This is a genomic window from Cytobacillus praedii (genome assembly GCF_001439605.1).
In the GTDB taxonomy this organism is placed as follows: Bacteria; Bacillota; Bacilli; order Bacillales; family Cytobacillaceae; genus Cytobacillus; species Cytobacillus praedii.
This window is the reverse complement of record NZ_LMBX01000008.1, coordinates 207,147-213,146: the sequence shown is the minus strand read 5'-3', so window position 1 is coordinate 213,146 and position 6,000 is coordinate 207,147. Positions and strand designations below refer to the sequence as shown.

Genomic DNA, 6,000 nt, shown 5'->3' with positions numbered 1-6,000 from the left:
TGTTTTATCGTGCAATCTTGAGATTTATCTAGCATTTGCTCTGTTTTATCGTGCATTCTTGAGATTTAACTAGCATTCGAAAAATATCACATTTAAAAGCTCCCTCCAGTAATGAAGGGAGCCGTATTAAAAATGATTATAGAACAAATTTCTCTGCATCAATTAGTTTTTCTGCTGCTTCACGCTTCTTCGCAATCACGTTAATTGGTGTATGGCGAGTAAATTTGCGTAAAGATGAAAGCATCATGCGCAGAGTATCACCAGTTTCAACAGCAACCAGTGTTTCCTTCGCATCTTGTTCAATTTTATTAAATGCTTCTTGACAGAAAATTTGTGTATAAAGCAGCTTTTGCTTGCTCTTTTCTACACCATCTTTTTCAATCGCCTTTTCAGTACGGAGTACAGCTGATTCCATTGCATATGCGTTAGAAACGATATCTGCAATGTTCACTAATACTTCTTGCTCCTGGTCTAATGCTTTGCCGTATTTCTGAGCAGCTAATCCTGCAGCAAGCAGCCCAATTTTCTTCGCATTCTTCACTAAATATTTTTCTTGTGCTAATGGTGCATCCCCAGGCTCTTCTGGCATCATCATCATAAGCTCTTCTTGCAGAGCCATTGCCTTTTCGAATAATGGAAGCTCGCCCTTGAATGCTTTACGCATGAAAGTTCCAGGTACTAATAAACGGTTAATTTCATTTGTTCCTTCGAAAATACGGTTAATACGGGAATCGCGGTACGCACGTGCAATTTCGTATTCTTCCATGAAGCCATAACCGCCATGTAATTGAACGCCTTCGTCCACAACATAGTCAAGAACTTCCGTATTAAAGAATTTACCTAAAGAACACTCAATCGCATATTCAGCAATGGATTGGGCGACTGCCTTACCCGTTTTTGCTTCTTCCTCTGAAAGCTTGCTCATGCGATCTTCGAATAAACCAACAGTACGATAAATTGAACTCTCTGCTGCATATGTTTTTGAAGCCATTGTTGCTAACTTCTCTTTTGTTAAGTTAAAAGAAGAGATTGGTGTTTTAAATTGCTGGCGCTGGTTTGTATATGGAATGGTAATTTCCAATGCACGTTTAGAAGCACCAAGTGCACCTACTCCTAATTTGTAACGGCCAATATTTAAAATATTAAATGCAATGATATGGCCGCGGCCGATTTCTCCAAGCAGGTTCTCAGCAGGAACTTCTGCATCTTGAAGAATTAAAGTACGAGTGGATGAGCTCTTGATACCCATTTTTTCTTCTTCAGCACCAGTTGATACCCCAGGGAATTCTTTTTCAACGATAAATGCAGAGAATTTATCGCCGTCAATCTTCGCATAAACAACGAATACATCAGCAAAGCCTGCATTTGTAATCCATTGCTTTTCTCCATTTAATACATAGTGCGTTCCAGCTGCATTTAATTTCGCCACTGTTTTTGCTCCTAATGCATCAGATCCTGAACTTGGCTCTGTTAAAGCATAGGCTGCAATTTTTTCGCCAGTTGCTAAAGCAGGAAGATATTTCTGCTTTTGATCTTCATTTCCGAAAAGGACAATTGGAAGAGAGCCGATTCCAACATGTGCACCATGTGTAATTGAGAATCCGCCAGCAATAGACATTTTTTCAGCGATTAATGCGGAACTTACTTTATCTAGTCCAAGACCGCCATATTCTTCTGGTACATCCACGCCCAATAAGCCAAGTTCCCCAGCCTGTTGCAATAATTTTACCGAACGTTCAAATTCGTGCTTTTCTAAATATGGAACTTGCGGCAATACTTCATTTACCACATAGTCTTCTGTTGTTTTTGCAATCATTTTATGTTCATCTGTATAATCCTCTGGAGTAAATACCTGGTTATACGTTACATCTTCAATTAAAAAGCTTCCGCCTTTAATCATGTTATCAGTATTGTTAGTCATTTTTTCTTCCTCCGTTCTGTTATGAGGGGAACCACGTTTGATCCCGTTTTTATAGGCAGTTTTTTATATTGGGTAAAGATCGACTTCTGCTTCAGGTGCTCGCTTTCCGCGTGGGGGGGCAGTGAGCCTCCTCGGCGCAATTGCGCCTGTGGGGTCTCACCTGTCCCACTTCTCCCGCAGGAGTCTCGCGCCTTCCGCTCCAGTCAACCAAACTATTTTTCGAATAAAGTTAATTACACATATAGATCAGAAGCAGCCATCCTATAAAATGAAGTATTCATTTTATAATCCTTATATCAATTCAAATACGCCAGCAGCACCCATACCGCCGCCAATACACATTGTTACTACACCAAATTGCTGATTCTGGCGCTTCATCTCATGAATTAGGGATAAAGTCAGTTTTGCTCCTGTACATCCCAGCGGGTGACCCAGTGCAATTGCTCCGCCGTTCACATTTACCTTTTCTTCATCAAGGCCAAGCTCACGAATAATTTGGATAGATTGTGAGGCAAATGCTTCATTTAGCTCAAATAAACCAATATCAGAAAGCTCTAACCCCGCAAGCTTGAGCACTTTTGGAATGGCAACAATCGGGCCAATTCCCATTACTTCAGGTGGCACTCCGCCAACAGCAAAGGATCTGAACTTTGCCATTGGCTTCAAGCCTGTTGACTCAGCCTTTTCGCGATCCATGACCATAACGGCTGCTGCCCCATCGCTTGTTTGTGAAGAGTTTCCTGCTGTTACTGAACCAGTCACCGAGAACGCAGGACGAAGCTTTGCGAGTGCTTCTATAGTGGAGTCCGCACGAACCCCCTCATCCTGGCTGAATTGAATCGTTCTTTCTGCAAGCTTGAAATCTTTGCCTACCGATCTTAAAGTTACGTCTACCGGCACTATTTCATCGGCAAACTTTCCTTCTGCAATTGCTTTAGCCGCTTTTTGATGGCTTCTTACAGCAAATGCATCTTGATCCTCACGTGAAATTCCGTACTTCTTCGCAACTTCCTCTGCTGTATGTCCCATCCCCATATAATATTCGGGAGCCGTTTCAGCAAGCTTTGCATTTGGACGAGTCACATGCCCCATCATCGGTACAAGGCTCATTGATTCCGCTCCGCCTGCAATGATTGTATCTGCATGGCCGATCATAATTTTCTCAGCAGCATAGGCAATGGCATTTAGCCCTGATGAACAATAACGATTAATCGTAATAGCTGGAACAGTGTATGGCAGACCTGCCAATGCACCAATATTACGAGCCATATTTAACCCTTGCTCTGCTTCTGGCATGGCACAGCCAATAATTAAATCATCGATATTGCCTTCATAATTCCCTGCACGCTTTAATGTTTCCTGTACGACAAGGGCGCCTAAATCATCGGGCCGGACATTTGCTAATGTGCCTTTTTTTGCTTTGCCGACCGGAGTTCGGGCACCTGCAACGATTACCGCTTCTCTCATTTCATTCCCTCTCTTTCCTTTTGCGATAAAAACTTTTATATTAATCTCTTTTTCCTTCTAGTCATCTATTAATTACGTAATGGTTTCCCCTTCAAAAGCATATGCTGCATGCGCTGCTGTGATTTCGGGTCAGCAACAAGGCTTAAGAATGCTTCTCTCTCTAAATCTAACAAGTATTGTTCATCTACTTCTGTACCATAAGGCACTTTTCCACCTGCAATAACATAAGCAAGCTTCTTTGCAATTTTTAAATCATGTTCAGAAATATAACCTGAATACATCATTGCTTGTGCACCTAGAAGCAGAGTTGCATACCCTGTTTCTCCGACAACCGGTACTTTCTTGCGAACCGGAGGCTTGTAGCCTTTTTCATAGAGAGATAGAACTGCTTGCTTCGCATCATATAGCAGATGGTCTCCATTAACACTAATGCCGTCAGCAAAGTTTAAGAAATTATTATCACGAGCTTCTTCCCCAGAAGTAGAAACTTTCGCCATAGCAATGGATTCAAACACTTTATTCGCTACTTTTTGAAGGTCAAATTCAACTCCGCTAGGCATGGAGTTGAGATGCTTTATATAAAGCTCCTTATTTCCGCCGCCTCCAGGGATGAGACCTACACCTACTTCAACTAAACCCATATATGTTTCACTGGCTGCCTGGATATGTGAAGTAGGAAGACACACCTCTGAACCTCCGCCAAGCGTCATTCCAAATGGTGCTGCCACGACAGGTTTGGAACTGTATTTGATTTTCATCATTCCTTGCTGGAAATGACGAACAACCATATCAAGCTCGTAAATATTGTCATCTTGTGCTTCCATTAAAATCATCGCCAAGTTTGCACCAACACTAAAGTTCTTTCCTTGGTTGCCGATGACTAGCCCCTTATAATTTTTTTCCACTTCATCGACAGCAAAGTTAATCATTTGAATGATATCTAATCCAAGCGCATTACTCTTAGAGTGGAATTCAAGAAGTGCTACACCATCTCCAAGGTCAATAAGGCTTGCACCGCTATTTTTCTTAATTACGCCATTTTTCTTTTTCAGACGCTTTATATTAATAATCTTTGGGTTTTCTTGAATTTGCTTATATTCACCTTTGTCATAGAAAAATAAGTCCCCGTCCTCTTCTTTATAGAAAGAAGTGACGCCGTTTTCAAGCATGCTTGTGATCCATGCCGGTACCTCAATTCCTGACTCTTCCATTTTCTTAACTGATCTTTCTAGGCCAATTGCATCCCATGATTCAAATGGACCAAGTTCCCAGCCGAATCCCCATTTCATCGCACGGTCGATTGCGACCACATCATCAGCAATATTGCCGAGTAATTCTGCTGAATAAATGAGTACTGGACTTAATATATTCCATAATAAATGGCCTGCACGGTCATCTGCATATACAAGCGCTTTCATTTTGTTTGCCGTTCCTTTTTCTTGTTTGCTTAATTCAGTAGCAGTTGTTTTTAGTTTTTTGCGCGGGCCATATTCTAAGCTTTTCGGATCCAGTTCTAGTATTTCTTTCCCTTGTTTTAAGAAAAAGCCTTGCCCTGACTTGCTCCCAAGCCATCCCTTTTCAAGCATTGCTTTCATAAATGCTGGAACCTCAAACACTTTCTTTTCTGTTCCTTCAACTTGCTCATAAACGTTATTCGCTACATGCGCAAAAGTGTCAAGGCCAACAACATCAAGTGTTCTGAATGTTGCACTTTTCGGGCGGCCAATCATCGGGCCAGTAATGGAATCAACTTCCCCGACACTATACCCGCCTTTAAGCATTTCTTGAACAGTGACTAGAAGTCCATATGTTCCGATTCGATTAGCGATAAAGTTTGGTGTATCCTTTGCTTCAACAACCCCTTTGCCAAGGACATCTTCTCCGAAATGCTTCATGAAAGATAGAACACCTGGATCTGTATGTTTCGTTGGAATAACTTCTAATAACTTTAAATATCTCGGAGGATTAAAGAAATGTGTTCCAAGAAAATGCTTTTGGAAATCTTCAGAGCGTCCTTCCGCCATAGCTTCTACTGAAATACCGGACGTGTTAGAGCTAATGATGCTGCCCTTCTTACGGTATTGGTCTACTTTTTCAAAAACTTGTTTTTTAATGGCAAGGTTTTCAACAACAACCTCAATAACCCAATCTACATCCTTTAGGCGCTCCATATCATCATCGAAATTTCCTGCTTCAATTAATGCCAAATTTTTCTTAGATGTAAGCGGCGCCGGCTTTTGCTTTAATAACTTTTGTTTTCCTGATTCGCTTATTCGATTGCGCACTGCTTTATCTTCCAGGGTTAATCCCTTTGCTTTTTCTGCATCCGTTATTTCCCGAGGTACAATATCCAATAATAAAGTTGGAATTCCAATGTTTGCTAAGTGGGCAGCAATGCCTGAGCCCATAACACCAGATCCAAGAACTGCAGCTTTCTTAATTTGTTGGATCAACTTCTTTTCCCCCTTTAACCATTTTGAATGAATACTCATTCATTTTTCTGTCAAAAAAAATTGCTCGAATGAGTCCTGTTATCTATAACTATAAAATATTTGCAAAATTTACGCAATCATTTCCTAACTGAAATTAGGAAATTTTTAAAAAATTATTAC

At 41.0% G+C, this 6,000-nt stretch carries 3 protein-coding genes; all 3 read right to left on the bottom strand.

Annotated elements, in window-relative coordinates:
- Window positions 1-136: 136 nt before the first annotated feature.
- Window positions 137-1,921, bottom strand: coding sequence for an acyl-CoA dehydrogenase family protein (locus ASU02_RS11270; protein WP_057763552.1), 1,785 nt, complete (start codon window positions 1,919-1,921; stop codon window positions 137-139).
- 291 nt (window positions 1,922-2,212) lie between these two features.
- Window positions 2,213-3,388, bottom strand: a complete 1,176-nt coding sequence (locus ASU02_RS11265) for an acetyl-CoA C-acetyltransferase (RefSeq protein ID WP_057763550.1) — start codon at window positions 3,386-3,388, stop codon at window positions 2,213-2,215.
- 68 nt (window positions 3,389-3,456) lie between these two features.
- A complete protein-coding gene (locus ASU02_RS11260; protein WP_082631770.1) occupies window positions 3,457-5,838 on the bottom strand; it encodes a 3-hydroxyacyl-CoA dehydrogenase/enoyl-CoA hydratase family protein in 2,382 nt (793 codons plus the stop codon).
- Window positions 5,839-6,000: the final 162 nt, after the last annotated feature.

What these genes read in the sequence shown, in the direction of transcription:
- ASU02_RS11270 (WP_057763552.1), bottom strand. Translation starts at nt 1,921, where the DNA reads ATGACTAACAATACTGATAACATGATTAAAGGCGGAAGCTTTTTAATT.
- ASU02_RS11265 (WP_057763550.1), bottom strand. Translation starts at nt 3,388, where the DNA reads ATGAGAGAAGCGGTAATCGTTGCAGGTGCCCGAACTCCGGTCGGCAAA.